Origin of the sequence: Micromonospora sp. KLBMP9576 (assembly GCF_050941805.1) — a bacterium.
GTDB lineage: Bacteria > Actinomycetota > Actinomycetes > Mycobacteriales > Micromonosporaceae > Micromonospora.
The window spans coordinates 1,459,662-1,486,420 of sequence record NZ_CP194567.1 but is presented as its reverse complement, the minus strand read 5'-3'; the positions used below and the strand labels follow the sequence as shown (position 1 = coordinate 1,486,420).

Annotated in this window: 18 protein-coding genes and 1 pseudogene; 6 read left to right on the top strand and 13 right to left on the bottom strand. The window is 70.9% G+C overall.

Going from position 1 to position 26,759, the window contains the following annotated elements; all coding sequences use genetic code 11:
• Positions 1-45 precede the first annotated feature (45 nt).
• The 4 genes from ACQ452_RS06695 to ACQ452_RS06680 all read right to left on the bottom strand — a co-directional run bounded on the left by ACQ452_RS06695 (position 46) and on the right by ACQ452_RS06680 (position 3,766).
• Positions 46-273, bottom strand: a complete 228-nt coding sequence (locus ACQ452_RS06695) for a hypothetical protein (RefSeq protein WP_433391076.1) — start codon at positions 271-273, stop codon at positions 46-48.
• Between the two features lie 178 nt (positions 274-451).
• Positions 452-1,366, bottom strand: coding sequence for a DNA-processing protein DprA (locus ACQ452_RS06690; protein WP_433391073.1), 915 nt, complete (start codon positions 1,364-1,366; stop codon positions 452-454).
• Positions 1,367-1,490: 124 nt separating this feature from the next.
• Entirely contained in the window at positions 1,491-3,512 is a 2,022-nt protein-coding gene (locus ACQ452_RS06685) for a hypothetical protein (protein ID WP_433391071.1), read from the bottom strand.
• Positions 3,509-3,766 carry a hypothetical protein gene (locus ACQ452_RS06680; protein WP_433391068.1) on the bottom strand — a complete coding sequence of 86 codons (258 nt, stop codon included), beginning with the start codon at positions 3,764-3,766 and terminating at the stop codon, positions 3,509-3,511. The genes ACQ452_RS06685 and ACQ452_RS06680 overlap by 4 nt, the downstream gene beginning before the upstream one ends.
• A 252-nt stretch (positions 3,767-4,018) precedes the next feature.
• On the opposite strand from ACQ452_RS06680, the gene ACQ452_RS06675 reads away from it, so the two are divergent.
• From ACQ452_RS06675 to ACQ452_RS06660, 4 genes are all read left to right on the top strand, one after another.
• Positions 4,019-4,903 (top strand): helix-turn-helix domain-containing protein, encoded by an 885-nt coding sequence (locus tag ACQ452_RS06675; protein WP_433391065.1) that lies wholly within the window; start codon positions 4,019-4,021, stop codon positions 4,901-4,903.
• Positions 4,896-5,084 carry a DUF397 domain-containing protein gene (locus tag ACQ452_RS06670; protein WP_433391062.1) on the top strand — a complete coding sequence of 63 codons (189 nt, stop codon included), beginning with the start codon at positions 4,896-4,898 and terminating at the stop codon, positions 5,082-5,084. Before ACQ452_RS06675 ends, ACQ452_RS06670 begins: the two co-directional genes overlap by 8 nt.
• 662 nt (positions 5,085-5,746) lie before the next feature.
• A complete protein-coding gene (locus ACQ452_RS06665; RefSeq protein WP_433391059.1) occupies positions 5,747-7,078 on the top strand; it encodes an AAA family ATPase in 1,332 nt (443 codons plus the stop codon).
• A 70-nt stretch (positions 7,079-7,148) separates the two neighbouring features.
• Complete coding sequence (locus ACQ452_RS06660) at positions 7,149-7,643, top strand: RloB family protein (RefSeq protein ID WP_433391056.1); 495 nt, start codon at positions 7,149-7,151, stop codon at positions 7,641-7,643.
• A 3-nt stretch (positions 7,644-7,646) separates the two neighbouring features.
• Here ACQ452_RS06660 and ACQ452_RS06655 read toward each other — a convergent pair whose 3' ends face one another.
• The 7 genes and pseudogenes from ACQ452_RS06655 to ACQ452_RS06625 form a co-directional block, all read right to left on the bottom strand.
• The gene (locus ACQ452_RS06655; protein ID WP_433391053.1) at positions 7,647-9,158 is read right to left on the bottom strand and encodes an HNH endonuclease; all 1,512 of its coding nucleotides are present in this window, start codon (positions 9,156-9,158) and stop codon (positions 7,647-7,649) included.
• A gap of 26 nt (positions 9,159-9,184) precedes the next feature.
• Positions 9,185-10,450 (bottom strand): PIN-like domain-containing protein, encoded by a 1,266-nt coding sequence (locus ACQ452_RS06650; RefSeq protein ID WP_433391050.1) that lies wholly within the window; start codon positions 10,448-10,450, stop codon positions 9,185-9,187.
• Between the two features lie 13 nt (positions 10,451-10,463).
• Complete coding sequence (pglX, locus tag ACQ452_RS06645) at positions 10,464-13,979, bottom strand: BREX-2 system adenine-specific DNA-methyltransferase PglX (protein WP_433391047.1); 3,516 nt, start codon at positions 13,977-13,979, stop codon at positions 10,464-10,466.
• Positions 13,976-18,106, bottom strand: coding sequence for a BREX system serine/threonine kinase PglW (gene pglW / locus ACQ452_RS06640; RefSeq protein WP_433391044.1), 4,131 nt, complete (start codon positions 18,104-18,106; stop codon positions 13,976-13,978). The genes pglX and pglW overlap by 4 nt, the downstream gene beginning before the upstream one ends.
• Positions 18,107-18,307: 201 nt before the next feature.
• Positions 18,308-18,610: a DNA/RNA helicase domain-containing protein gene (locus ACQ452_RS06635; protein ID WP_433391042.1), complete on the bottom strand. Its 303-nt coding sequence runs from the start codon at positions 18,608-18,610 to the stop codon at positions 18,308-18,310.
• A pseudogene (locus tag ACQ452_RS06630) lies at positions 18,607-19,601 on the bottom strand (DNA/RNA helicase domain-containing protein). Before ACQ452_RS06630 ends, ACQ452_RS06635 begins: the two are co-directional and overlap by 4 nt.
• A gap of 985 nt (positions 19,602-20,586) precedes the next feature.
• On the bottom strand, positions 20,587-21,123 hold the full coding sequence (locus ACQ452_RS06625; protein ID WP_433391040.1) for a hypothetical protein: 537 nt from the start codon (positions 21,121-21,123) through the stop codon (positions 20,587-20,589).
• 586 nt (positions 21,124-21,709) lie between these two features.
• Between ACQ452_RS06625 and ACQ452_RS06620 the strand changes: the two genes are divergently transcribed.
• Positions 21,710-22,735, top strand: a complete 1,026-nt coding sequence (locus tag ACQ452_RS06620) for a LacI family DNA-binding transcriptional regulator (protein WP_433391038.1) — start codon at positions 21,710-21,712, stop codon at positions 22,733-22,735.
• A gap of 136 nt (positions 22,736-22,871) precedes the next feature.
• Here ACQ452_RS06620 and ACQ452_RS06615 read toward each other — a convergent pair whose 3' ends face one another.
• Positions 22,872-25,160 (bottom strand): EAL domain-containing protein, encoded by a 2,289-nt coding sequence (locus ACQ452_RS06615; RefSeq protein ID WP_433391035.1) that lies wholly within the window; start codon positions 25,158-25,160, stop codon positions 22,872-22,874.
• Between the two features lie 249 nt (positions 25,161-25,409).
• Here ACQ452_RS06615 and ACQ452_RS06610 point away from each other — a divergent pair, with 249 nt between their 5' ends.
• Positions 25,410-25,787, top strand: coding sequence for a PH domain-containing protein (locus tag ACQ452_RS06610; protein ID WP_433391032.1), 378 nt, complete (start codon positions 25,410-25,412; stop codon positions 25,785-25,787).
• A gap of 22 nt (positions 25,788-25,809) precedes the next feature.
• Here ACQ452_RS06610 and ACQ452_RS06605 read toward each other — a convergent pair whose 3' ends face one another.
• A complete protein-coding gene (locus ACQ452_RS06605) occupies positions 25,810-26,736 on the bottom strand; it encodes a 2-hydroxyacid dehydrogenase (protein ID WP_433391029.1) in 927 nt (308 codons plus the stop codon).
• Between the last annotated feature and the right edge of the window lie 23 nt (positions 26,737-26,759).

Genomic DNA, 26,759 nt, shown 5'->3' with positions numbered 1-26,759 from the left:
CGTTCGGCGTGGCGGCGAGCCAGGGCAGCCGCAGCCGATCGCCGATCAACTCCTGGAGCGCGTATGGGCCGGGCTTGCCCCGCGTGGTGGGGACAGCGACGACATGGGTCGGGGCACCACCGATCCGTCGGAGAAGCAGTCGAGGTGCCCGCGCAGAAACAGAAGCAGCAGCGCCAGCAGGTTCCACTTCGCCTGCGTCGATGCGGGGCTGGACTTGTAGGAGCGCAGGTGGTGGTGATGCTGCCCGGTACGCGGTGAGTATGAGATCGGCACCACCGCATCAGCAAGCTGACCACCGGATTCGGTCAACTGCTCCTGGCACGGATAGCAATAGGCGAACCCGGGCGTACGCACGCCTCGGCAGGTCGGACAGATCCACTCGCTGGCGGGCAGGGGGTTGCGGAGGAAGTTGCGCTGGGTCTCGACGTGTTCCCGGATGCGAAGCCAGGGGTCAGAGGCTGGCGAACTCAGGGAATCCCTCCAACTCGCTCGCGGCCGGCACCCTGGCGAGGATGGCGTCGACTGACCCCATCAGCTCCGCCGTGCCGTGCGCCACATGGACGCCGGGCCGGTCGGCGAACGCCCGCGCCCAGTCGTGCCGCATCACCTGGCTGGTCAGCACCACCGGGCGGCCGTGTTGCAGGGCGAGCCGCGCCTGGATCCGGGCACCGCTGCGCTCTCCGGCCTCGACAACGACGGTTGCGGCGGCATAGCCGCTCATCACCGCGTTGCGCATCGGGAAGCTCTGCTTCGTCGGGGCGGTGTCCGGCCAGAACTGGCTGATCACCAGCCCCACCTCGGCAATGTGTTCCTGCAGTTCCCGGTTGGTGGCCGGGTAGTGGCGACGAATGCCGGTGCCGATGACGGCGACGGTGCGGCCCCCGGCGGCAAGCGCCGCCTGATGGGCGGTGGTGTCGATGCCCTTCGCCAGGCCGCTGACCACCGTCACGTCCCGCGCGGCCAGCGAGGTCGCCACCGAGCGGGCGATCTCGATCCCCCGGTCGCTCGCCTCACGGCTGCCGACCACCGCGATGGCCCGGCGGTCGGGGCGGAGGTCTCCCCGAGCGAACAGCAGCGGCGGCATCTCCCGGATGTCGCGGAGCTGGGCCGGATAGCCGTCGTCGAAGAAGGCCCGCACCGTAATGTCCTCGGCCTGCCACGCTGCCAGCTCGTCGGCAGCGGCCTCGACCAGCGAGTCAACGTAGCGCTCGTCCGGGAAGAGCGTGTCCGCCCGCCCCACGACCCGCCCGAGGACGCCGAGCGCGCTGCCTACCTCCTGGACCTCGTGCGCGGTGTCGGACCAGCTCAGATCGGGCTGCCGCAGCAGCGCTACCAGCGCTGCCCGCTCTGCCGTCGCCCGCTCCATGGCCCCAATCGTAGAGGCCCTGCCCGGCTCACCGTCCCGGTGGCCGCCTGTTGGTGACGGAGCAGCCTGGCGTGTCCCGGTCCTCCCCCACATCAGCCGAACATATGTTCCCCGTGGTGTCACGTCAACCACAGACCCGCAGGTCGGAGCCTTCGGCGAGGAGGCGCGGCCCTCCGCCGTCGTGACGGTGGACGGTGCAGCCCGACCGGGTGAACCGGACGGCGAGCGGTCGGCCAGCGTGCCGGGCGGCCAGCCGCAGCAACGCCGGCACCGGGTCGGCGGGCAGCGCCCGGGGCGTCGACTGCGGCACCGGGATCGGCTCCTCCGGGTCGGCCGGGACGGTCTCGGGGAGGGTGACGTCGAGGCAGTCCAGGCAGTGCGCCACGGCCGCCTCCAGGCTGGGCCGCTCCGGCAGGTCGTCCGGGCACACCGGGGCGGCCGGCGCACGCATCTCGACCGACCAGAGCAGCCCGTGGGCCCGCGACGGGTCGGCCGGGTGATTCCGCAGGTCGACCACGCTCACCACCAGCGCCAGGTCGAGGCCGAGGGCGAGCCGGATCAGCTCGGCCAGCGGCGGCGCGTCGGGGCGTACGGCGGTCACCAGCAGGCGCGCGGCGGGTAGCGCGGGGGCGACGGCGGCCACCAGCTCCCGTACCGGGTCGGCACCCGCCCAGGGCAGGGTGACGTAGCCGTCGCGCGCGTCGGGCGGGATGTCGTGGCCGCCGTCGGCATCGACGAGGTCCTGCGGGCGTACGCCGAAGACGCTCGCCCAGGCACCAAGCCGGTAGCGGCCGGGCAGCCGCACCACCGCACGACCGCCGGCCCCAGTCCCGGCCAACGTCGCGGCCTCCGCGGCACCAACGTGCCAGGTCAGGTGCGCCACCCGAAACCGCAGGTCGGTCAGGGTCACCAGCATCGCCTGATGCAGGCGACGGGTGCCACCGCAGGTGGCGCAGGCCAGCACGGACGGGCGCAGGCCGAGGCCGTGGCAGGCGGGGCAGCCGTCGTCGTCCGGGCGACCGCAGGCCCGGCACCGGCAGGCGCGCAGCCGGTTTTCCGGGCGGCAGTCCGGGCAGGGGCGCCAGGGCAACGGTTCGCCGAGCCAGGGCGGTTCGGGTGGCTCGGCGAGCCGGCGCAGCGGCACCCGGACCCGGCGGAGCACCTGGCCGGTGGGCTGCCCGACCAGGGTCTCGACCGGCTCGCCAGGGCCGAGGCCGGTGTGCCACCAGCGCCCGTCGCGCCACACGGCCTGCGCGCCGGGCAGTTCCGCCGTGAGACTGGTGCAGTCGGCGCGTACCCGCCGCTCGACGTGGTCGGCACCGCCGGCCGGCGGGGCCGGCGGTAGGGGCCGGTCGGGGCGGAGCATCCGCGCGGGGGCGGCCAGGCCGCGCTCGCCGAGCCCAGCCAGCGCGTCGGTGACCTCGGTGCGGGTCAGGGCCGCCGACAGGTCCGCGTGGAGCCTCGGCGAGGCGGCTGGCACGGTCGAGCCGGGCAGCTCGTACCGGACGTCCCAGCACAGGCCACCGTCGTGCCGGCGGGCCTCGACGACCAGGTCGAGCAGGAGCAGATCGGCCAGTGCGCAGAGCTGGGCCAGCCGCGCGGCGGGGTCGATCGGGGGCGGCGCGGTCGACCGCCCCACCAGTACCCGCCACGCGGGCCGGGCGGCCTCCGCGAGGGCTCGGGCCGCCAACTCGTGCCGCTCGTCCGCCGGCAGGTCGGGCCGCCAGCCTGGCGGCAGCCGCACGGTCATCGGGTCGACGGTGGCGGCGACGCCGGTCGCGGCGGCCAGTTCGCGTACCCGGGGGGTCAGGTCGGCCGCCCAGCCGCCCGCCGGGTCGGGTCGGGGGTCGAGGGAGTCGGGCGCGACCTCGTGCGACGCGACCGCGCCGGTGTCCAGGTTGGCGACGGTCAGCACGAGTTGCGCCCGGCGGCGACCGTGCCGGCCGCAGCGCAGGCAGGCCACTGCCACGGTGCCGCCGCCCCGGCACAGCGCGCACTTGCGGTACGGCTCCCGGTGCGGGGCCGCGCCGCCGGGCGGGCCGTCGTCGGCCAGCAGCCGATTGCCGTAGCGGGTGCAGCGACAGGGGCCGAGGCGGAAGGTCGTGCCGTCGCAGTCCGGGCAGGCGACGGTGGGCGCGCCGGTCACCGCGGCGGCCGGGCGGAGCAGCGCCCGTCGTGGTCGGGGCGACGCGCGCAGCGCGCACCACCGCCGTCGGACAGCGGCAGGTCACAGAAGACCTGATGGCGTACGCCCTGCTCGTCCCCGGTGGAGACGGTCGTCTCCCCGGCGTCCACCTCGGGCAGGAAGGTCACCGACCGGGCCAGCGCGGCGGCGAAATGGCGGGCGGTGGGCAGGTCGACGGCGGTGAACGGCAGGTGTGCCACCCAGCGCGGGCTCACCGGCGAACCGCCCGGCGCAACGAACGGAAGAACGCGCACACGACAGCACCACCCCTTTATCGCGACTGACAGAGCGGCAATTAATGAACCGTGGAAATCCCACGGTCATCGCCTTCGTCAGGGCCATCTTGTAAGGTCAGAGGCGTTGTCACAACGAATATCCGCTCACACTGTTCGCTTATTTGTGCGCGACATTCCCGTGTTCCACAACGGGCGTCAGGATGTTGCAAAACTCAACGGAAAGGAGGCCGGGTGGCTGAGGACATGGGATCGACGGTGCCCCGACGCAGGCTCGGCAGGACGCTGCGCGACCTGCGCACCGAGGCGGGGATAACCCTCGACGCCGCCGCCGAGGCGCTGGAGTGCAGCAGGCAGAAGGTGTGGCGGATCGAGAGCGGGCTCGGGTCGGTGCGCGGCGTCGACGTCCGGGCCATGTGCGAGCTGTACGGGGCGACGGCCGAGCTGACCCGCGCCCTCACCGCCGTGGCCGGCGAAACCAGGGCCAAGGGCTGGTGGCACGCCTACGGCGACGCCATCCCCGACTGGTTCGAGCTGTACGTCGGCCTCGAATCCGCCGCGTCACAGTTGCGCTTCTACAAGAACAGTCTGGTGCCCGGCATTCTCCAGACTCGGGACTACGCGCTCGGCATCTACCGCATAGATCAGCCAGACCTGAGCGAGGAGGACCGCGAGCGAGCCGTCGAGCTTCGCCTGCAACGACAGTCGCTACTGACCCGCCGCCTGCCACGAGCACCACAGGTGCAGGTGGTGCTCTGCGAGTCCGTGCTACTCCGGCCGGTCGGCAGCCCGACGACGATGACTGACCAGTTGGGCCATCTGCTGGAGGAAGGCCGCCTGCCGAACGTCTCGGTTCGGGTCCTGCCGCTCGCCGCCGGCCCCCACCACGGGGCAGTCGGTGGCGAGTTCGTCCTTCTCGACTTCCCGCTGGGCAACCGCAGCGTGCCCGATCCATCCGTGGTCTACAGCGAGTCATGGACGGGGTCGCTCTATCTCGACCGACCAGCCGAGTTTGCCGCCTACGAAAAGGTCTGGTCGGGCCTGCTCAGGCTCGCCCTGGATGAGGAACAATCAAGGCAACTGATCATCAAGATCGTCGGGGAGGTCCACCATGGTTGATTTGAGTAACGCCTACTGGCGCAAGAGCACCCGCAGCGGCGGCAACGGCGGCGAGTGCGTCGAGGTGGCCGACAACCTGCCCGGCATCGTCGCCGTGCGCGACAGCAAGGACCCGCACGGCCCGGCGCTCACCTTCTCCCCCACCGCCTGGACCCGCTTCGTAACGTCCACGAGAGCCTGACACCGGCCACACCGAGGGTGCCTCCGTGAGGCCACAGCAGGCACCCTCGGCGGTTCGAGATATCGTCCGGGCTACAGAGACAGAATCACCGCAATGATCACGATCAAAACGAAGCCCCAAACGATCGCAGCAGCGCCGCCGTCCTCAGCCTTCTCGGGCTCGACTGGCACTTGGCGTCGGTTGTGCGAGCGCACCCACGTGCCATCCGCCCGTTGGTGACGGCGCACCCGCACCTGCCCATCCACCCGCGCTGCTGTGTCCCTGCTCTTGCGATGGTGCGGTCGCACCCAACGGCCTCTTCGATAGTGCCCATTGACGTAATGCATCGCGCATATTTATCACCATCAGTAGATCATCTGCGTCCCGGCGAAGATCATTCAACATGAATTCTCAGCGCTCGAATTTCACGCCCTCGCGGGAATAAGATCGTCTTCTCCGCATCCCCTACGTCAGTTGCAGCCGCTTCCTCTGGGCCCACGCTCTCAATCATGGAGCAAGGAACAACGAGGCTCTCCGCTCGCCGGGCTACTGGTAGCGAGCGCGTAGCGTCCGGCAGACCCGCCGGGGTCGCTGCCTGCTGCCGATGGGCTTTGGGTCACCTTCTCGTGGTTTACTCGCAGGGATGCGCCTGTAACCGCCCACCCTCAGGGGGCACAAGACCGATGCTGCTGAGTTTTCGCTTCGCCAACCATCGCTCGTTCCGTGACGAGCAACAGCTCAACCTCATGCCCGTCTACGGTGATGGCATCGAAGCGAGCGAGGCAGCCCCGCAGGCGGTTCCGATCGTCGGTGTGTTCGGGGCGAACGCGTCGGGCAAGTCCAACTCTCTGGGCGCGCTCAAATTCATGCGGGAGATGGTCGTCGGGTCGGACCGGGCGGTCGAGCCAGGTGAAGGGCTGTCCCGGGAAGCATTTCGGCTGGATCCCGAAGCTGTCCCGCAGCCGTCACGCTACGTCGTCGACCTTCTGCTCGGCGGGACACGGCACACCTACGGCTTCGCGATCGACGACGAGCGAGTGCTCGAGGAGTGGCTCTACCACTATCCGGTAGGACGCCGGCGGCGCGTCTTCGAACGCGACGGGGATGAGTTCACCTGGGGCGAGGAGTCCGGTCGACGCAATGACCTGGGGCAGATTGCCGGCATCACCGCGCCGACCGCCCTGTTTCTCAGCACCGTCGCACGCTTCGGCCACAGCCGGCCAAGACCGGATCCGAAGAATCCTCAGCCGCTGCACGACGCCTACCGATGGTTCTACCTGGCCAGCTCACAAGCCGACGGAATATCCGGGCTTTCCGTCCTGCTCGACGGCGGCGGGGGGGATTCCGAGCAGATACGTCACCTCGTGATCGACCTGTTGCAGGCTGCTGACGTAGGCATCGTCGACCTCGTAGTTCGCCCCGATCATAGCGACAGGGCTACCTCCCGACGCCGACTGCCAAACGGTTATACGTTCGTTCGAAGACGGATCGGCCCACACGCAGCGTCAGTACCGCCACGGATCCAGTTCGCCCACCAAGGACCCCACGGCGCGGCACTGCTCGATCTCGATGACCAGTCCACCGGTACCCGCCAGCTCTTGGCCCTCGGCCTGCACGCTGCTGAAGTGCTCAGGACCGGAGCAGCGATGCTGGTTGACGAGATCGATGCCAGCCTGCACCCGATTCTGACCGCCAAGCTGATCAGCCTGTTCCGTAGTCCGAAGGCCAACCCATTGGGCAGTCAACTCATCTTCACTAGCCACGACGCGGCGCTACTCGGCACTCTCGACGCCGAGGAGATCCTGCACCGTGACGAAATTTGGTTCGTGGAGAAGGACGGCGAGGGCACTTCCTGTCTCTATCCGTTCACCGACTTCAAGCCTCGCAAGGAAGGTGAAAACCGCCAGCGCCGTTACCTGAACGGCAACTACGGTGCGGTTCCCGACCTGTCCACCCACCTGTTCGAGCAGGCCCTCGCTACCCGTGGAGGCCCCGATGACGCCGCGGCAGAGTGACCGGCGGTCCGGCCAAGGCCGTGTGACGGATCTCCGGCGACGCCCAGCGAGCCGGGAGCAGCGGACGACGGTGCTGATCGCCACGAACGGCAAATCCACGGAAGTCGCCTACTTCGAAGGGCTCAAGCAGGAACCGTGGGTGCGTCCCCGGGTCGTCGTCGTGGTGGAAGGCGGCTCGCCGGTCGACCTCGTACGGGGTGCCGCCCGCCGCCGACAACGTGACGACTTCGACGAGGCGTGGGCCGTCTGCGACGTGGATGACTACCCGACCCGGCCAGCGACCCGCGAAGCAGACGCCAATGATGTGCAACTGGCCTGGTCCAACCCCTGCTTCGAGGTGTGGCTGCTACTTCACTACGGCAACTGCGCCGGATACGTGGAGAACGCGAAGAAGGCACGCGACCTGCTACGGAAGCACGACCCCAACTGGGACAAGACCGCGCTCAACTTCGCCAGGTTCCGCGACCGGATCGAGGACGCCCTCCGCCGGGCGGATCGGCTCGATCCGCCCCCGGAGGGCAATCCGTCCACCGCCGTGGGGCGGATCATCACGACACTTCGCTGAAGGCTAGTCCGCCCTCCCGCAGAACCGTCGGTGGTACTGAAGGTGAGCCGGCCCGATCGCATGCTTCGGGTGCAGTCGCAGCTTGCCGATCTTCTTGCCATCAGAGGTCCACCGGACGACGAGGTCGCTGTCGATGAAAATGGCGAAGGTGTCGAACTGGACGTGATGGTTCGGGCAGAGACAGAGCACGTTGTCGTCCTGGTCCAGACCCTCGTGTGGTCTGCCCAGCCCTTTGATGTGGGCGGCCTCGCTGTAGAAGCCGTACCGGGTTGTCAGCCGGATCCCACAGACCTGGCAACGGTGCCCGTGGAGTCGCTTGACCCGCTCAGCGACCGCTGTGCTGCGGACGATGCGCTGAGTCAGCACTGTCTTCCGCTTCGGAGGTCCCTGAGCGCCCTCATCGGATCCGGCGACGTTCCCGTCGTCCAGCACCCCGGACGCCGAGTCGTAGCCGGCGAGACCCACGTCTGCGAGGAGCGTCGCACGGTCAGTCTCGGCAGCCAACGCGGCCGACAGCACAGCCACCGCACGGCCCTGAACCTCCGGCTCGCTGAGCAGTGCCGTCACCGCTGGTGTAAAGCCTGCGGAGAGAACGTGCGCATCGCTGGTTTTGAGCCCACGCTCTCCGTGGAGGCTGGCAGGATCGACTTCCCAGCCTTCATCGCTGGTGACGATGTCCCACAACCCGCTGTCCCGCATCCCCCGGAAGGGGTCCGCAGAGCCTGGTCGGTTTCCGGCTGCCGCACCGTACCGCTCAAGAAGTGGCTCAAGTCCGGACTCCAGATCCTCCGTTGAGGCGGGGCCAACCTCGCCGGAAGCAACACGCCCGATGGTCCAGAGCGCCGTCAGGGGCAGACGCCGGGCGGCCTGGTCTTCATCGCTCTCACCACCGACATCGACGAGTCGCTTCAGTGCCTTGAACAAGCGCTTACGGGTCATCCTGCGGGAGGCCCTGCCGACCGGAGTACGTGGTCTGATGCCCGCCTCGGTCAGCAGCGGCGCGATCGTGGCGTACTCAGCGGCACCAACCAGAGTGAGGCTTCGCAGCGGGACGCTCAGCCCGAGCTGACGCAGGATCGGCCCAGCCGGTACGGGCCGATCGAGGGACTCGATGTCCCCGAGCGCCATGATGTGTTCCCAGGTCTGCCCGTCGTCGTCGGTTCCCCAGATCCGCTTCGCCGCAGCCGGGTTGCGCAGCAGGTGCAGGATTCGGGCCCGCGCAAAGAACGTGGTGTCGGCGTAGAAGAGCACATCGTCACCGACCCGCCGGTCACGCAGCGCACGCGCCTTGTAGTTGTTGAGCTGTTTGGTCGGCGTGGATCCCCAGAAGCGAGCCACACCGTCGGGGTAGAGCGCGGCGAGGACCGCCAGGTCGGGACCGAGTTCCGCCTCGATGTCCGCAAGCGGGATGCCCCGCTCGACGGAGTGCGCGTAGTTCTGCGGGCCCCGGATGTTGGGTCCACCCCGCAACTGCAACACCAGTTGCGGCAGCCCACCAGCCCTCTTCACGGACACGTTATCCCCGTTCCGATCGCCCAGCGTCATTCTTCCCGGCCCAGGCTCTCGACCACCGAGCGGGGCACGACGAAACCCTCCGCCTTGCCGGGCCGTAGGTAGTGAGCACGCAGCACAGGCTCCATCCCTTCGGGAAGACTTCCTACCGCGACGAGGTCGCGCATGGCCCCCATGACCGGTCGGGTGAACCCGACGAGGAGGCGCCCTTCGGGATACTCGCCGAGTTCGTAGACGCGCTGCCTTGGTACAAAGCCCTTGGGGTCCCGGGCTGCCTCGCGCAGTACCTTGGCACGCAGCGGGTAGCCGGACTCCTCAAGCCGAGACAGCAGCGTCTCGAACAGCTCCCGCGACCAGGGCACGGGGCCCTCGGGCTCAGGCTCCTCAGCCAATCGCTCCGTGGTGTCCAGCGTGCTCTCGCTGACTTCCACCTCAAACGCCTCGGACGCCGCCTCCAGAAAGTCCTCCGGTACGGCCATGTAAAAACCGACGCCAGCTCGGTCTGCCATCTCGTTGATCAGCTCGACACGTGGCCCTATCGGCTCCCGCGCCGCATCGAGCCGCCACCAGTCCTCCTTGCGATCGCGCGTGACGAAAAGGAGGTCCTTGCCCTCGGCAGACGCGCGCTGGATGAGTTGTTCCCAGACCAGGTAGTCGCCCGTGCCTTCCTCTTGCTGGCCAGGTTTGTCCGCGTCCATGTAGCCCGGAGGAATCCTTCGGGCGTAGCGCTGTCGGCCGGCCGTCACGAGTTCGGTCAGTCGCTCCGGGGTGAAGGGGCGTCCAACGCGCCCCTGGAACAGGGCCGCAAGCCTGCCGAGGATCGAATCGTCTGCGACGTCCCTGAGCGCCGTCCGGAGGTTGAGGCCACTCCCACCTCGTTCAACCCGGTCAATCACCTTCTTGAACGCGGCGTCCAGCAGGTCATGGAGTTCCTTGGCTTCGCTTTCTGACATCGTCCGCGTGCCCCAGGAAGCAAGCTCCCCGAATGCCTTCTTTCTGGCCTCTCGTAGGCCGCTCACCGAGTTGGTAGCGATCACCTCACGGATGACCTGATCTCGATTACGCCAGAACTCCTTCTGGACCTGCGCGGGCATGAACAGAGCCGCCGGCACCGCTTCCATGGCCGCGAAGACCTGTTCCCTGGCACTCTTCGAGTAGCGGTAGAGATCTAGGAGCAGGTTGGTGTCCACCGCGACGATGCCCGACCGCAGCACTCGGTCCAGGTCTGCCCGCTCCACGCTGCGATATCCCTCGAAGCCGTCGAAGATGCCGCCCAGGTCCTTGTGGCTCGACACGTCGCCCTCTCCCCTACTCAAGGTTGCTCGCCTGGTCACTCAGACCGCGCAGTCTGACCAGGGTTGGACGGTCCGCGCCGAACTGCGACAGCTCAGCGTCAACGAGGTCCGTGAAGAACTGTGCGGGTGATCCGGGGAAGCCGGGTCGCTCGTCGGCGTACCACTGGTGCAGCCACGGCTCAAGCTCCGCGATGCCGGCGAGCAGCGGCAGCAGCCGCTCCGCCGGCCAGGCGGCCTGGAGCTTCCGGTCCAGGTAGACGGTCGCCAGCGCCTGTGCCTGGGCGAGGTGGTCCCACCCGGCCCAGCCGAGCAGCTCCGTGCCGTCGCTGTCGCGGCCCGCCTTCGGGTACGAGATGAAACGCTCCTTCGGCACGTCGAGCTTGCCCCGCGCCCGCCAGTACGACGGCTTGGTGAAGTCGGCCGAGGTGTACTTCGGCGGAACGGCGATCTTCACGTCCTCGCCCGCGTCCTCCAGCCGCTGCTGCATCCAGGTCCGCTCCCACTGCGCCCGCTTGCGCAGCCCGGACGGCTTGTAGCGGTGAACGGGGAGATAGGGCACGTGCTCGTCGGCAACCAGCTTCGCCAGCGTCTTCGTCAGGTCGTAGTCGTCCCGGCCGACCCACAGTTCCAGCACCGACCGGAATTCCTCGTCGTGCCGCACCTTGTCGGCAAGCTGCGCCACCGACTGCGGCGTCGGCCGGTCACCCCACAGCTCCGGTGCCTCCAGCCGGTCCAACAGCCAGTCCCGCAACGCCTTGGCCTGCATGACGTCCCAGCCGTCGGTGGCCCAACGCCGCTTGCACTCCGGCCGTTCGATCAGCGCAATGTTGCGATCCGACTCGATGACCTCGATCCGCCGCTGCACCAGCGCCCGATAGTCATCCGGCCAGTGCTCCGGCAGCTCCGTGATAGGCGTCGACCCATGCCGCGCGAACCACTCCGGCTCAGAACCGGTCCGAGCCAACAGGATCTCGAATGCCCGTTCCCCCAGCTTAAGTTCCGGCGGCTCAGAGCAGGTCAGGTCGGCCTCAAGCAGCCCGTAGAGCCGGTAAACCTCCCAGTCCAGTTCCTCCTGCACCGCGATCATTCGCGAGCGGGTCACATCGTGGTCGGCGTGTGCCGCCCGCAGCCGCTCGCGAGTTGGCTCGCCGGACTCCGCGACTGCCTCCGGGGTCAGGCCGGCGAGCCGCTGCGCCAGGGAGTCGAGCATCCGCGCCCGCGCCATCGGATATGCCTCTGGCAACGGAAACTCCTGAAGCTTCGTCCCGGTGAACTCGTAGAAGTTCTCCCAGGCGACCGTGGTCTGCCGTGCCCCGCGTTGATCCACAGTGCTGCCTTTGTTGTGACTGACCTGCTTGAGCCAAAAACAGGCGGTCGAGCTGTTAAGCACCCCAAGCAGCCGCAGGTGATCCTCTTCAGTTGCCCCTTGTGGCAATTTGATCACCGGTGCATGCCTGTTGAAAACCTTCCCACCGCGATCTAATACAAAATGATTATGCGTCGCCACGAATGCGAAGCAGATAGACAACGGCGTCACCAGTCGCTTCAATGCAACTTGATGCCATCCCCACCAGGGACGCCCCTCTTCCCTGTAGGATAATTTCGCGAAGGTCCGGCGGGCCCACATTGCAGTTCGAAGGGGCCAAAGAAGACGAAAGACACCAGGGTAGTCAGTGATTTCGAGAAGCCCATCTTTCCCATAAAGAAAAATGGCATAATCGCCTTCACTTACAACGAAATCACGGACAGACTCGCCCGTGACAAATTGCAGGTAAGTAGATGGCTCTACCCCGGCTCGCTCTAGTTCATCTCGACCGGCCAGCATCGCCGAGTCTGCGTTGGTTTGCCCTGTATAGCCGACGTGTTCAACGACACCCGAGAGCGACCCAGCGCATGATCGAAGTACCAGCATCACGGGGGACGCAACGCCTGCGGACAAACTCCAGGGATGGGATGAAAGTTGACTTCGGGGCAAGTCGGCCACTGCGATCCAGTCAGATCGGCTGCCCGGCTGGTCTATCTGGTCCACTATCGCACGCCAGACGTGCCCGCTGGACGGGTCATCCGGATGACTTGGTTCACCGCGAACACCAAGGACGGTCCGCACCCTTTCCAACCGACGGCGCGGGGATGCACGCCCGATCATGATTACGGTCGGGGTCCCATGGCCCGGAATATAGGCGCCTGAGGTGTCGATGACCTCGCTTAGTTCGATCTGATGAGCAAAGTAATCCTCGATTAATATCTTACCGAACTCGCGCTTCATGAATCCGTTACCGGTGATCTGGCCTACGTGCCCCGCCCTATCGCCGTGCTCGTCGGAGCGCCGGGCGAGGTCGAAGAAACGCTTGGCGAACGGCACCGTCAGCGCGTACTGCCGGTGGCAGACGTCGGGGTAGATGTCGCGGTAGAGCTTGTTCCGGGCCGCGTCGGCGACGGTGATGTACGGCGGGTTGCCGACCACCACCGTGTACTGCCCCTCGCGCAGGTAGTCGGCCAGCACGTCGGCGTCCTCGGTCGCGTACGCGAAGGCGTCCCGGCCCTCCAACTCAGCGATCAGGTCCCCCTGGTGACGTGACTTCCGGCCCCAGTGCAGCAGGGAGTCGCCCGTCGCCACCCGCACCGTCCAGGACGGCGTGCGCTCCAGGGACGTCAGCCCGCACTCCTTCATCGCGGCGATCAGCAGCCGGAAGCGGGCGATCGCCACCGCGAACGGGTTGATGTCCACCCCGGTCACCTGGCCGAGCGCCCGTTCGACAAGCACCCGGATGTCCGTCGCCGGCTCCCGCTCCCGCCACTTGCGCACCAGTCGGCCGAACGCACCGAGCAGGAAGTGCCCCGATCCGCACGTCGGGTCGATGACGGAGGTCTCCGGCAGGCCGAATTCCTTCACCGCCGGCTCGAACGTGCGGTCGAGGATGAACTCCTCGACGAAGTCCGGCGTCTGGAGCAGCGCGTACGTCTTCTTGGCGTGCGCCGACAGGTCCTGGTAGAGGTCGCCGAGGAAGCGGGTGTTCAGATCCTCGACCCGCAGCGACGCCAGGCCCGGCCCGCGCCGGAAGAACTCCGACAGCTTCTCGGCCGCCTCGCCGGAGATGGGGAAACGCCACACCGGGTTGTGCTCGTCGAAAATCTTGCCGGTGGCCTTCAGCGTGGCCAGGTATTCGAACGCCTCGCGCAGCCACTCGCGGTCGTTGTGCCGGGGGTTGTCGATCAGGTACTGCTGGCGGTGCTGCACCGCCCGTTCCGCTGGCGCCGTCGGTTCCGGGCCGCCGATCCAGAGCGGCTCGACCAGCTCGTTGTCCTCGCAGAAGCGGACGAACACGCAACCCAGCACCCAGGCCACCGCCGCCTGGTCGAGGATGCCGTCCAGCCAGGTCTCGAAGGTCCCCGCCGTACGCCTCGCGTCTGTCGCCTGGGCGTGCTCCTTCGTCAGCGACGACTCCAGCTCGGAGTCCCGGGCGACCTGCCCGCGCAGGTCGTCGGTGAGCGCGGTGACCTGGGCCTGCAACGCCTTCAGCGGGATCATCGAGTGGTGTTCCTTTCCAGGGCGGGGGTGTCGCCCCACTGCTCGGGCAGCCACAACGTCTGGCTGGCCGGGGAGGTGAGCGGGAGCTGCTGGCCGTCGAGCAGCGCCGGCTCGGCGCGGCGGACGGGCACCAGCAGCAGGCGGGCGGCGGGGCGGGGGCGGGTGGGGTCGGCCAGCTCCTGGACCAGTCGGAGCTGCTGGTAGCGGGCCAGCGGCGCGGCCTCGGTGATCAGCACCGGCCGGTCGGCCTCGGCGAGCGCCCGCTCGATCGCCGGCATGACCTCGTGCTGGAACAGCTCCACGAGGGACCGGAAGTCGGCGTCCGTCGAGCGGCCGGTGTCGGCCGCGACGATCGCCTCCCAGGGGAAGCCCAGCGACCTCAGCCGCTCCAGCATGATCGCGGTGACGTCGACCTCGGCGAGGTCGAACCTGTCCAGCAGTGCACGGCGGACGCGGCCCGGCCGGCGGATCGAGGTGAGCAGCACCAGGAAGCCGTGCCGGTCGAGGGCGTCGGTGAGCCGTTGGCGGGTGCGCTCGTGGGCGTCGGGCTCCAGGATCGGTCCGATCGTGCTCAACGAGCGGGTGCCGGTGACCGACGAGGCGCGGTCCGGCGGGACATACCGGCCGGTGACTGCCTCCCAGAACAGCGGGATCTCCCGCAACAGCCCGTCCAGCTTCGGCCGGGGCGGCAGCTCCTCGGCGCGGGGGAACCGGGTGCGCACCCTGGCGCGTACCGTCTCGGGGTCGAGGCGCTGACCGACCAGCGCGCCCGCGGCGAGGCGCAGCGCGCGTTCGGCGGACATCCGCTCCGCCGGGTAGAGCTGACCCTGCGCGTTGACGGCAGCCTCGCCGCCACTGCCTGCGGCGGCGACCTGGAGAAGTCGGGCGTCGCTCAGCGGCGGCATGCCCGCCGGCGGGGGCTCCAGCGCGCGCAACTCCTCCACGGCCCGGGCCCGGGTGGGCAGCGGGTCCGCGCCGGCCAGGGCGGCGGCCCGGCGGCCGAGTCGGGCCACGTATCCGAGCAGGTCGACGGCCGTGCGCTCGGTGGCCGGGTCGGCAGGCTCGCGGCCGATGAGGACGGTGTCGCTACCGCGCAACCGTTGCATGGCAAGCCGGGCGTCGCGGCCCCGGGCCAGTTCGGTCTCCACGGCGGCGCGGACCAGGCCGATCGCCTGGGCGGTACGCCTCGGCTCGGCTGTGTAGGAGCCGCGGGCGGCGATCAACGCCTCCGCGATCTCCTCGCTGGAGGCCACCCCGCCGCGCCCGTCCAGCAGCGCGACGATCTCGTCGCGGACCAGCCCGAGGGCGGCGTTCGGCTGCCACTGCCCGGCGATGAGCCGCTTCAACAGCCGGGACACGTCCGACTGGTTCTTGCCGGTCACCCGGGCCACGTCCGACTGGGACGGCCAGCGCAGGTAGCTTCCCCTGTCGTCGGCAGCCTGGCCGAGCAGCGCCTGCATCGTCGAGCGGTGCCACGCGGTCCGGCCGGTGGCCTCGGGCAGCAGCGTGGCGCAGAGCGCCTCGACACCCTGGGCGTACGGCCTGACCGGAGCCTCCGGCTCGGGCTCGGCCTCGATCAGGTCGCGCAGCTCCCGGGTCCGGGCCAGGATCTCCTTGCGGGTGGCGTCGGTGACGCCACGGGCGCGGGTCAGCGCGGACGGTTCGGCGTCCAGCAGCTCACCGACCGTGGTGATGCCGAGCCGCTCCAGGGCGGAACGGGCCCGCGCGGGCAGCTCGGCGGCCTCCAGGGGCGAGGCGCGGTCCAGCGGGGCGACCGCGCCGGTGTCGTCCGTGGACGCCGCCGGCTCGGGAATTTCCCGGAACACCGCCCGCCAGGCGTCGGTCATCTCGTCGAGAGTGTCGAACCGGTCGGCGGTGTCCCGGGCCAGCGCCTTGGCGAAGAAGGCGACGAGGCGGTCGGCGACCGACGCGTCGAAGACGGCCGGGTCGAGGGTGACCTCCTCGGTGACGGTGGCCGGGTTCGCGCCGTCACCCCACCGGGGCAGCGCGCCGGTCGCCATCTCGTAGAGGGTGACGGCGGCGGCGAAGCGCTCGGCGGCGGCGTCGTAGCGCAGCCGCCGGGACTGCCCGAGGAACGGGTCGAGATAGGCGGTGGTGCCGGCGCTGAGCTGGTCCGCCGGCACGGCGGCCAGGGAGAAGTCGAAAATGCACAGGTGTGGCTGCTTGTCCTTCGGCCGGGGACGGGACGCCAGGTTGGCCGGCTTGATGTCCCGGTGCCACACCCCCTGCCCGTCGAGGAAGGCCACGATCTCCAGCAGGTCCCGGCCGTAGCGCTCCAGCAACTCCAGCGCCAGCCGGCCACCGCGCAGCTCCTCGGCGAGGGTGCGTTCGCCGGCGTTCTCCAGCAGCAGGGCGGTGCGGTTACCGACCTTGATCGGGCCCTGCACCAGGGCAGCCACCCGGGAGTCGCGCAGGCTGTCGACGGCACGGGCCTCGGCGGCGAAGCGGTCGGCGTACTGCTCATCCCGGGCCACCTTGAGCACCAGCTCGCGCCGCTCCCCGGATGTCTCCTGGGCGACGGAGAGCGCGATCGCGGTGGCGCCGCTGCCGAGGTTGCCCAGCACGGTGAGGCCGCCGTCGAGCACGTCACCCCGGTGGGCCCGCAGCGGGTCCAGCACCGGCTCCGGCTCCGGCGCGGTCAGCTCCTCCCAGACCAGGTCGATCCAGGTAAGCAGCTCCCCGACCCGCTTCATCCGCTGCCCCGGGTCGCCCCGGGTCGCGTCGTAGACAGCCGACACCAGCGCGTACGGCATGCCGTCGGCGACCGCGTCGAGGTGCAGGCCGCCGTCGGCCACCGCCGCGAGCAACTCCTCGGCCGACGCCGCCGGCTCCGCCCCGGCGAAAATCCGGTACGCCAGCGCGCCCAGGGAGAAGATGTCGAGCTGGTGGCCCGGCAGGTCCTCCAGGGTGGCCGCCTCGGGGGCCTGGTAGCGGCGCACCGAGTCGTCGAAGAAGAGCTCGAGGCTCGCCGGGTCGGTCGGGGAGCCGAACGTGGTCAGCCGGGTGCCGGGCAGCCGGCCGCCGGTCTGCCAGTCGGTCACCACCAGGCTCGGGCGGGCGCTGTCCGGGTCGCAGACAAAGACGGCCCGGGGGTTCAACGAGCGGTGCGACAGCCGCCGGGAGTGGGCGTGGTCGACGATCTCGGCGAGATCCTGCACGAGCTGGAGCCGCTGCGCGAGCTGCAGGCGGCCGTCCCGCTCGGCCAACCACTGGTCGAGGCGTACCCACTCCTCGCGGTGATCGAAGACGACGGCCGGGCCCCAGGGGTGCTCGACCAGGTCCAGGGCGCGGGCGATGCCCGGGTGGTGGATGCCCTGTAGCAGCCGGAACTCCCGCTCCGCGGCGAGCTTGATCTTCGGTACGTCCTCCTCGGCGGCCCGGCTGGTCAGATAGAACCGGACCCGGCGCAGCAGCGCGACCCCGACGGTGTGGTCGGCGAGAAAGTCCTGCCAGCCGATGCCCTCGGCGAACGGCCGCTGGTGCAGCACGAGCTGGTTGACCCGCCGGTCGGCCACGGAAGGGCGGATCCGCGCGCCGCGCACCAGCTCGATGATCTGCCGGCCGCGCACCGCGTCGACGTGGTGGCGGGCGTCGACCGGCTGGGCGAGCAGCAGCTCCTTCAGGCTGGGCAGCTTCGAGTTGTTTCCGTCGAGTCCGTAGACGTGCTGGCGGCCGATCTCGTCCAGCTCGGAGCGGAAGTTGCTCGCGTGCAGGAAGACCGCCGCATGGACGTACGGGACCTTCGCACCGGGCGGGGCGTACTGCTGGATCACGCTGCGCAGCCGCTTCGCCTTGCGGTTGGCCAGGATCAGTGGGCTGTCGACGACCTGGCTGCGACCGTTGGGCTTGTGCCGCCGCCACTGCTGACCGTCGCCGGAGACCCGACCCTGCCAGTGTTTGAGCTCCAGCACGTAGAGGCCGCTGCGGGTGAGCACGACGGCGTCGACCTCGTTGATCGAGCCGTCGGTGCCGACGAACTCCACGTTGGCCCAGGCGTGGTAGGGCTCCGCGTCCGGCAGGTAGGCGGCCAGCTCGCGCAGACCCTCCTGCTCGTGCACGTACGCACTCGGATTGATCTGCTCCCAGCGGGGTGAGCCCTCACGCATGCCGCACCGTGCACCCCTGCGCAATCATTAGCGCCACTCCCGTTATAGCCGACCGCCCTACAGTCCGGTGGACGGTACCGTCCGCTCCCATTTCTGCCCATAGTCCGGAGGTCATGACAAGCGGCCCGGATGACGAGAACCGGCATTGGCCGTTCCGATTCGGCACCTCACCTGCCGATTCAGGCCGTCCACGTGATTCGATCAGTGATTCGGTCGGGAATCCGACAGTCTCTCCCGGATGACAGGTTCCGCGGTGGATGGCCGATCCACCATGGACGTTCCTGAGGCCGTCGGCCCAGCCGGCTCCCGGCTGACCCGCTCGTCGCCCACCCGCTGCACACCCGGCGCCACCACCGACCCACGACGACGTGGGGCAGGAATCAGCCGGGACAGGGACGCCTGCGTCTCCGGATCGACCGAGTAGAGAAGAGTGCCGTGCAGCCCCCGCGTGAGCAGCACCTTGTACGCGTTGCGGACCAACCTGTCGGCGTTCTTCGCCTTCACTCGGCCGTCCCGGGAGACCAGCTTGGGATCCCGGAGTCTCCCGGTCGGGTGACGAACCGATTACCGCGCACCACCAGGTCCGGGCCCAGAATCACTCCCGACCAGTGGTACTCGAAGCCCTGCGCGGTGTAGACGCAGCCGATCTGGTGGAAGCCGCCAGGATCCGTCGCCCAGTAGGAACTCGACGGAATGCCGTTCGGCGGATGTTCCTCGAAGGCGTTCCACGGGCGCGCCCAGCCGTCGATGCGAACGTCGAGTGCCAGCCGCCCACCCCGAGACTGCAGCGTCCAAGGCCAACAGAAGCCGCAGTGATCCTGGCTGTCTCACCCCGGTCGTGACGCACCCGAAGGATCGACTCCATCTCCTCGGGAGAACTGGCCAGGCCCAACCGGAAATTCTCGTCCCCGGTCCACCGATAGGGAACCGCGTCCTCCAGACCCAGCAGACAGCGCACCCACCGCTCGTAGCGTGGGCTCCCACCGCACCGGAACTGGGCGCCCAGAGTGACCAGGTCCACCTCCAGATCCAGGCGCTCTGCCGCTTCCCTGATCGCGGCGACGCTGCCCACCTCGTCCGATCGCACGATCTGATGGTCGTCGAGGAGGAAGACCGGCACCTTCGCCGCGTCGATCAGCTCCTGCACCTGCGGCCGGGGAGCCACCCGCCTGCCGAGCGTCGTGTGCTCCCGGATGCGGTGTGACTCGTCGCAGAGCAGCACGTCGAGGCCGTTCTTCCGGGTGTCGGTGAAGTTCATGAAGTACTTGAAAAACCGATCACTCCGTCGCGACGGGTGCAGTGGCCGTTGGCGGGCGTAGAGCTGCAGGGTTCGGGTGAATGCCTTGGAACCGGTGGCGTGGCTGACCTGTCGGCCCTCCCGCAGCAGATCGGCGAAGAGCTCGAGCGCAATGGCGCTCTTGCCGGTGCCAGGTCCGCCGGACACCACCACGACCCGCTTACGCCGACCCGCGTCGGCCCACCGGATCGCCCGCATTACCAGCTCATACGCCTCACGCTGTTCGTTCAGCAGCACGAAGTGCCCCCGGTTGCCCACCTCGTCCGCCCCCGTGGCCAGCAGACGCGTACTCTGCCGCACCGGGCTGGTCAACAGCCGTTGTGCGGCACGCCCGTCCCGGGTCCTGACGAACCTCGCGGCCAGGTAATCGGGAATACGTCCGGCACGATCCGGCGTGTAGAGCATGTTGCGATAGGTCCGGGGCAACGGCCGGTCGGGGAGACTGTCGACAGTGGCGTCGTGCAGGTACGCCATGCCGTGTACCGACTCTGGCCACTCCCGCAGCCGCTCGAGGTGGTCCACGAGGTAGGAGCAGTAGGCATCGACCTGCACCGACGGGTGTAGGAGTGGCTTCGACGTCCACGGCGCTCGCAGCAGGTAGCCCGCGTCGTCGTACCGCTCCGCGGCACTCCACTGCTTCAGCTCAAGCACCAGATACGTCGGGCGCAGGGTGACCGGTTCGGCACCCGCCAGGATGACATCGATCCGGTGACTGCTGCGGGGAAGCTGGTACTCCACCAGCGCGTCGAGATCGCCGAACCCCAGGTCGCAGAGATGGCGGGCGAGGGCAGGCAGGCTCCTGCGCCACGACTCCCGCTCGGGATCCTGCACCGAGTAGCCGGCGGCGACCAGATGTGCGGAAACTTCATCGACCAGTCGCCCCGCCCCGGCCAACTCCAAGATCCGGCCGGGCGTGGTTTGGTACGCCGGCACCGGCAGGCCCCAAGACACGAGAATCTCGTGCGGTGGGGGCATATCCCTGGGGAAGCCCGTCGGTCCGCTTAACCGAAGGTCACTTTAGCGACACGGTGAGGCCCCTGCTACCCGGCCTCACCGTCAAGCCGGGCATCCGGCGCGTGCTCAACCCGCATCAGGCCGCACAGGTGCTCGGATTCAAATCGCGGAGGGGCACCCACAAGGTCATCACGCGCGGCAGAACCGGGAGGCCGCTTGCGAGTGGCGTCTAGTGAGCAAGCAGGGCGATGACAAGCGACGACACCGCGGCGACGAGCAGCACCACACCGGCACCGAGGCCGACCACCGCGCTCACCGCGACGGCGCGGGCCCGCGCCACCGGGACGGCCGCCAACGCCACCACCGTCACCAGGGCGGCGACCACGTGGATCAGCGGGTACTCCAGTAGCACCGCGACCGGAAACAGGTGCACACCCACCACGAGGGCGACCCAGACCGGGATCAGGTCCCGCCGATGCCGCAGGGCGAGCAGCCCCGCGCCGAGCGCCGCGACGCCGAACTCGATGCCCACGACGATGCCGAAGGCGCGGCTGGTGTCGGCGTCGAACGCCGTCGGCTCGGCCCAGCGCCGCCAGGTGAGGATGCCCCCGGCGACCGCGGTGAGCAGCGAGAGCACCGATCCGATGCCGAGGACCGGCCGCCACCTGCGGGGCGGCGCGTCCTGAGCCCAGCCGAACCAGCTGGAGGCGAAGAAGCCGAAGACCACAGCAGTGGCCGACGCGTCACGGATGTGCTCAGCGATCATGGTGCCCCCCCGGGGTGGTGCGGCTGCGGGTGACGTCGTCCGCACGTCGGAACGGCTGCCGGATCGGGTAGATCATCGCCCACGGATCGGGTCACCCACCGTCGGGGGCGCGCGGCGGAGATCCAGCCGGGTGACCGCGGCCGTACCGGACATCGACGGTCGAATGAGGTCGCGCCGTCGGCACGACGACGGAGATCTTGGCACGGGATGGCCCCTACGGGGCGCCCGCCAAGGTCTCCGCCCCAGCACCGGCCCGGGCCGCCGGCCGACTGAACCGGATAAGTGACGCCACCGTACGGTCGGCTTCGGCAGTGTCGACGGGCGGTCCGCGCCGGCGATCCGGCGGCGACGACCGGCGCCGTGGGAGCGCAATCACGAGTGGTGGAACGGTTTCGCAGGTCCGCTCCGACGGCACGGTCGAAGGGTATCCGGGTCGCGCCTGAGATCCTTAACCGGAAAAGCTCACGTCCCGGTCAGCGACCTGGCGGTCGGGCCGGGCCGCGGCCCGCCGTGCAGTAGCGTGGTGCGCCGCCGGTCGCCCGACCCCGGCGACCCCGCCCCGGCGGGGAGAGTGGAGGAAACGCCGGTGAAGCGGCCCACGATCGCCGATGTCGCCCGCCGCGCCGGCGTCTCCAAGGGGGCGGTGTCGTACGCGCTCAACGGCCAACCCGGCGTCTCCGCCGCCACCCGGCAGCGGATCCTCGCCATCGCCGCCGAGATCGGCTTCAACCCCAGCCGCGCCGCCCGCTCCCTCTCCGGGGCCACCGCCGACGCGGTCGGCCTCGCCCTGTGCCGCCCGGCCCGCACGCTCGGCATCGAGCCGTTCTTCATGGAACTGATCAGCGGCGTCGAGGCCGAACTCTCCGCCCGCTCGTACGCGCTCACCCTCCAGGTGGTGGCCGACCAGGAGGCGGAGGTGGCCGTCTACCGGCGGTGGTGGGGCGAGCGCCGGGTCGACGGGGTCCTCGTGTGCGACCTGCGCGCCGACGACCAGCGGGTGCCGGCCCTGGAGGCACTGGGTCTGCCCGCGGTCGTGATCGGCGGGCCGGCCGGCACCGGCGGGCTCGCCAGCGTCTGGTCCGACGACGCGGCGGCACTTGTGGAGACCGTCGAGTACCTGGCCGCCCTCGGCCACCGCCGGATCGCCCGCGTCGGCGGGCTGCCCGCCCTGCTGCACACCGAGATCCGCACCGAGGCGTTCGCCCGGGCCTGCCGGCGGCTCGGCCTGGCCGACGCGGTCACCGTCGCCTCGGACTACACCGGCGACGAGGGGGCACGCGCCACCCGCCGGCTGCTCAGCGCGGCGGGCGACGCGCGCCCCACGGCGGTGATCTACGACAACGACGTGATGGCGATAGCGGGGCTGTCGGTGGCGCAGGAGATGGGCCTCGCCGTGCCGACCGACCTGTCCATCGTGGCCTGGGACGACTCGCCGCTCTGCCAACTGGTGCACCCGCCGCTGACCGCGCTCGGCCGGGACATCCCGGCGTACGGGGCGCACGCCGCCCGGCAACTGCTCGCCGTGATCGGCGGCGCGCCGGCCGGCCGGATCCAGGACGAGACGGCCCACCTGACTCCCCGGGGCAGCACGGCCCCGCCGCGCGCCGGCTGAACCGCTGCCCCCGTACGCGCCCGTGCGGCCCCGGGACGGCCCGGCCGGCGCGTCAGGCCGGGCCGCCGCGGGGTCGGCGACGTTCGGCCCTGACGCGGTGTCAGGGTCAACCGGGCGGGGCGACGCCCGCCCCCGGTCAACGCGAGGTCGACGGGAACTCCTCGAAGTACGCCTCGACCCGCTCGGCGGTGGCCGGCCGGGCCAGCGCGAAGCCCTGCCCGTACCGGCAGCCGGCCCGGCGTGCGCCCTCCACCAGGCCGACCGACTCCAGTTCCTCGGCCACGATGTCCAGCCCCAGCCGGTCCCCCACATTCACCACCACGTCGATCAGCGGGCGCTGCGCAGGGGCCGGGTCCAGAAGCTGCGGGCTGACCTTGAGCAGGTCGATCGGCAGCCGGCGGAGCTGGGCCAGCGAGGCGTGCTCGGCCCGGAAGTCGTCCAGCGCCGTGCGCACGCCCAGCGAGCGCAGCCCCGCCAGCCGGGCCACCACCATCGGCAGTTCGCCGCTCACCCGGGGTTCCGCCACCTCGACCACCAGGCGATCCGGCGACAGCCCGTACGCGCCCAGCACCGCCGCCGTCCGGGTCACGAAGTCCGGCGCGGCCAGCTCCCGTACGGTCACGTTCACCGCCATCCAGAGCTGCCGGCTCCCCGCCGACCAGGCGGCGAGCTGCCGGCAGGCCCGGTCCAGCACCCAGCAGCCGAACTCCCCCACGAGGTCGAGGTCCTCGGCCACCGGCAGGAACTCGCTGGGAAGCACCGTGCCGAGCGTCGGGCTGCGCCATCGCAGCAGCGCCTCCGTGCCGACCGGCTGCCCGTCGGCCAGGTCGAGCACCGGCTGGTAGACCAGGTCCAGTTCCCCCCGGGCGACCGCCCCGGGCAGCTCCCGTTCCAGGTCGAGCCGGCGGACGAGCTGCTCCTCCAGGTAGGCGTCGTACCACTCGACCCGGTCCCGGCCGAGCTGCACGGCGCGGCGCCGGGCCAGGTCCGCCTGGCGTAGCACGTCCTCGGGGCCGCCGCCGATCTCGGCCAGGCCGACGCCGACCCGCAGCCGCAGCACCCCGCCCGGCACCCGGTACGGCTCGGTGAGCGTCGCGAGCAGCCGGCCGCCCAGCGCGTACGCCAGCACCGGACCGACCTCGGTGACCACGCCGAAACCGGCGACGGTGGCGTCGGCGAGCAGGTCCCGGGGGCCGACGACGGCGCGGGCCCGGCGGACCGCCTCGGCCAGCACGTCCTCGGGGAGCCGGTGCCCGTCGGCGGCGCCGCCGGGGTCGTGCAGGTCGACGACGAGCAGCGCGCCGGCGGGGGCCGGGGCGTCCCGGCGGGCCGCGAGGACCCGCAGCAGCGCCGGCCGGTCCACCGGCGGCCCGCACCGGTCCGGGGCCGCCGAGCGGTGCCGGGCCGCCGGGGCGTCGGGGCGCGACGTCGACGCGTCGGGGTGTGTCGGCGCGTCGGGATGCGCCGGGGCGTCGGGGTGCGCCGGCGGGGCGTCCGGGCGGGCCGGGGCCGCCGGGGGCAGCAGTTCGCGCAGCACCAGCGGCGGGGCCAGCGCCAGCCCCAGCAGGACCGCCACGACGTCCGGCTGCTCGCCCCCGCGCAGGAGCCAGCCGCCGGCCGCCACGGCCGCGACGGCCGGGACCACCGCCCGGGGCCACGCCAGGACCGGCAGGACGGGCGGCTCCGACCGGGCCGCCCGCCGCGCCCCCGCCGCCGTCAACAGCACCCCGCCCACCAGCGGCGGTACGGCCAGCAGCGTCGCCCGGTCCGGCGCCGCGCCGGCCGGCAGCACGGCCAGCAGCACCAGCCCCGACAGGGTGAGCGTCGCCCCGACCCGGCAGCGGGCCGCCCCGCCACGCCGGTGCGGCCCCGTCAGCACGGTGAGCACGGCCAAGGCGAGCCCGCCCAGGGCCACGGCCACCGCCAGCCGCACCGGCGGGTCGAGGCGGTCGCGCGGCAGCAGCAGCCAGCCGGCGAGGACCAGCACCAGGCCGGCGGCCATCGCGTCGAGGGCCCCGCGCAGCCGCACCCGGACGGCCGGACGGGACCTCGGCGCCAGCGGGGGCAGACCCGCGACGAAGAGCGCGGCGACGACGGCCGACCCCGCCGCGACGACTGCGAAACGCTGGCCCGGACCGGCCAGCGGAAGCACGGCGGCCGTCAGCCCCGCCGTCGCCACCGCGGCGTCGAGCAGCGCGGCCCGGCGCGGCGACACCGCAGCCCGCCGGGCCTGCGGGGACCGGGTCGGGTCCCACTCGCCGGCGCCGGCCGGCGGCGGGGCGGCGGTGAGCCGGGAGAGCCGGGTGCCCGCCAGGGCGCAGGCGGCGGCGCCGGCCAGCGCCACCACGGCCAGGGTCGGCACGCGGCCCGCCGCGCCGGTGAGCAGGAGCAGCGCGACGACGATGAGCACGAGGGTGTCCGACACGGCGGAACGCGGCCGGGACGCGCGTTGCGGATAGGCGAGGGGCACGGGCGGTCGCCTTCGTGAGGGGGCACGGGCGGTGCGACGGTGCGGGGCGCCGGACCGGGGTGAGTCCGCCCCCCATCCCCCGCCAACGAGCGGGCCCGACGACGGTGACGGCGAGCCGACAGTGACCCCGGTCACCATCAGCGCCGACCACGACCCCGGCCGCCCGACGCGTACGGGGACCGGCCAGGGTGGGATCATCGGGGGGTGAGCAGCCCCGACACCGTCCATTTCCGGCACCACCAGGCGATCCTGGCCGCCGCGATCGTCGCTTTCTTCGGCGCCCTGCCAGTGGCCGGCGCCCGGTGGTACCTGCTGCCGGTGCTGCTCGTCCCCCTCGCCGTCATGCTCTGGGCGTGGCGGGCCGGCACCGACGTGGACGCCCACGAGCTGCGCGTGCGGGCGCTGCTCGGACAGCGCCGCATCGGCTGGGACCGGGTCGTCGAGCTGGCCCCCGACCCGCGCGGGCGGGCGGTCGCCCGCCTCGACGACGGCGAGCAGGTCGCGCTGCCCGCCGTACGCGGCACCGACCTGCCCCGGCTGGTCTCGGTCACCGGGCAGACGCCGCCCGGCGCGGCCGACTGAGCGGCACCGGGGACGGCACCGCTCAGTAGCCGTCCACCACCCGGTTGATCACCGGCTGGCCGGCAGCGAACCGCCGGACCTGCTCGGCCACCAGCCGGTACGCGCGCGGCAGCAGACCACGCACCGACCCGGCGACGTGCGGCGTCAGCAGGACGTTCGGCATCGCCCACAGCTCATGGTCGGCCGGCAACGGCTCCGGATCGGTGACGTCCAACGCGGCCGAGATGCGCCCGGTACGCAGCTCCGCGACCAGCGCCTCCGTCCGGGCCACCGGCCCCCGGGCGGCGTTGACAAGCAACGCGCCGTCGCGCATCGCGGCGAGGAACGTCGCGTCGACCAGTCCCCGGGTGCGCTCGGTCAGCGGCACCAGCAGCACCACCACGTCGGCCTCGGGCAGCAGCCCCGGCAGCTCCTCGACGCCGTGCACGCCCTGCTCCGGGCGGGCGGTGCGGGCCACCAGGGTGAAGCTCACCTCGAACGGCGCGAGCCGGTCGCGTACCGCCGTGCCGATGGCGCCCGCCCCGACGATCAGCACCCGCTTGCCGGTCAGCTCGTCGGTGGGGGCCACCTCGGCGTACGCCCAGTCGCGCCGGGCCTGCGCGCGGGCGAGGGCGGGGAAGGCCCGCAACTGGGACAGGACCGCCGTGACCACCCACTCGGCGGTGGCCCGGTCGTGCACGCCCCTGGCGTCGCAGAGCGTCACCCCCGCCGGGACCCGGCCGGCCCACGCGTCCGCCCCGGCGGAGAGCAGCTGCACCACCGCCAGGTCGGGCAGCTCACGCAGCAGCGCGGTGGCGTCGCCGCCCGCCAGGAAGGGGGGCACCCAGAACCGGACGTCGGCCGTGTCGCCGGGGAGCCGGGTGACGTCCTCGACCACCTCGACGGTGACGCCCGGGGGCAGCTCCCCGAGGAGCGCACGACCGGCCGGGTGCGGGATCCATACCTTCACGCCCGCCGACGATAGGCCCTGCG

What these genes read in the sequence shown, in the direction of transcription:
- ACQ452_RS06690 (WP_433391073.1), bottom strand. Translation starts at nt 1,366, where the DNA reads ATGGAGCGGGCGACGGCAGAGCGGGCAGCGCTGGTAGCGCTGCTGCGG.
- ACQ452_RS06670 (WP_433391062.1), top strand. Translation starts at nt 4,896, where the DNA reads ATGGTTGATTTGAGTAACGCCTACTGGCGCAAGAGCACCCGCAGCGGC.
- ACQ452_RS06665 (WP_433391059.1), top strand. Translation starts at nt 5,747, where the DNA reads ATGCTGCTGAGTTTTCGCTTCGCCAACCATCGCTCGTTCCGTGACGAG.
- pglX (WP_433391047.1), bottom strand. Translation starts at nt 13,979, where the DNA reads ATGATCCCGCTGAAGGCGTTGCAGGCCCAGGTCACCGCGCTCACCGAC.
- pglW (WP_433391044.1), bottom strand. Translation starts at nt 18,106, where the DNA reads ATGCGTGAGGGCTCACCCCGCTGGGAGCAGATCAATCCGAGTGCGTAC.
- ACQ452_RS06625 (WP_433391040.1), bottom strand. Translation starts at nt 21,123, where the DNA reads ATGATCGCTGAGCACATCCGTGACGCGTCGGCCACTGCTGTGGTCTTC.